Genomic DNA, 1,410 nt, shown 5'->3' with positions numbered 1-1,410 from the left:
TGTGGACCGCGGTGAGATCCTGGGCATCGTGGGAGAATCCGGCTCGGGCAAGTCCCAGACGGCGTTCTCGATCCTTGGCCTGCTCCCGGACACCGCCCGGATCGTGGCGGGATCCATCCAGTTCGACGGCAACTACACCGTGGCCCCGGGGGATGAGAAGGTGAACCAGGACCGTGTTTCCAGGCTCCGGGGCAAGCGGATCTCCTATATTCCGCAGGAGCCCATGTCCAACCTGGATCCGGCGTTCACCATTGGCTACCAGCTGGTCACCCCCATGGTGCGGGTCCTGGGGATCCCCAAGGTCGAAGCGAAGCGCCGCGCGCTGAAGCTGCTTGCCGACGTCGGGATCACCAACCCGGAACGGACCTTCAGCGCCTACCCGCACGAGGTCTCCGGCGGCATGGCCCAGCGCGTCCTGATCGCCGGTGCGATCAGCTGCGAACCGGACCTGATCATCGCCGACGAACCCACCACCGCCCTGGACGTCACCGTCCAGGCCGAGGTCCTGGACCTCATCCGCGACCTCCAGGCCCGCCTGGGCGTCGGCGTGATCCTGGTGACCCACAACTTCGGTGTCGTGGCAGACCTCTGCGACCGCGTCGTGGTGATGCAGAACGGCCGCCTCGTGGAGGAAGGACCGGTCCGGGACATCCTGTCCACCCCGAAAGAGCCCTACACGCAGACACTGCTGGGTTCAATGCTCGAAGGCAAGGAACCCATGACCATGCTCGTCACCGCCAGCCCGAACGGAGCCCCCTCATGACCGCCTCCCTCACCGGCACCAGCGCCCCCGCCGAGGCAAGCCGCGATCAGCTCCTCCGGGTGGAGGACCTCGTGGTGGAATACCCGGGCAAGGGCTGGCGCTCCCGGCCGTTCCGTGCCCTGACGGATATCAACATCAGTATCGGCCAGGGCGAAACCCTGGGCCTGGTGGGCGAGTCCGGCTCCGGGAAAACCACCCTGGGCCGCGCCGTCCTGGGCCTGGCCCCGGTCACCGGCGGGCGGATCATCTTCGAGGGCAAGGACATCAGCCACGCCACCCGCAAAGAACGCCGAACACTCAGCCGGGACCTCCAAGTGGTCTTCCAGGACCCCTACACCTCCCTGAACCCGGCCCTGGAAATCGGCGACATCCTCGCTGAACCCCTCGGCGTCCAGGGCATGGAACCCGCCGCCGCGAAAAAACGGGTCAAGGAACTCCTGGACCAGGTGGGACTGCCCGCCGACGCGATCCACCGGCTGCCCCGGGAGTTCAGTGGCGGGCAGCGCCAGCGCGTCGCGATCGCCCGTGCCCTGGCCCTGGCCCCGAAACTGATCGTCTGTGACGAACCGGTCAGTGCCCTGGACCTCTCTACCCAGGCCCGCGTCCTGGACCTGTTCCTGCAAATCCAAAAAGACACCGGCGTCTCA

Annotated in this window: 2 protein-coding genes; both read left to right on the top strand. The window is 67.0% G+C overall.

What is annotated here, in order from left to right; translation table 11 throughout:
• Nucleotides 1-763, top strand: a 763-nt coding sequence (locus AC6CHP_RS20700; RefSeq protein WP_498232046.1) for an ABC transporter ATP-binding protein, incomplete at its 5' end; no start/stop codon positions are given.
• Nucleotides 760-1,410 (top strand): ATP-binding cassette domain-containing protein (locus AC6CHP_RS20695; RefSeq protein WP_498232044.1); only part of this gene is annotated, 651 nt, incomplete at its 3' end. The genes AC6CHP_RS20700 and AC6CHP_RS20695, both read left to right, overlap by 4 nt.

It is taken from the genome of Pseudarthrobacter sp. GQ63 (assembly GCF_059758765.1).
The sequence above is the reverse complement of the archived record's forward strand: the minus strand, read 5'-3'. Positions and strand labels throughout refer to the sequence as shown.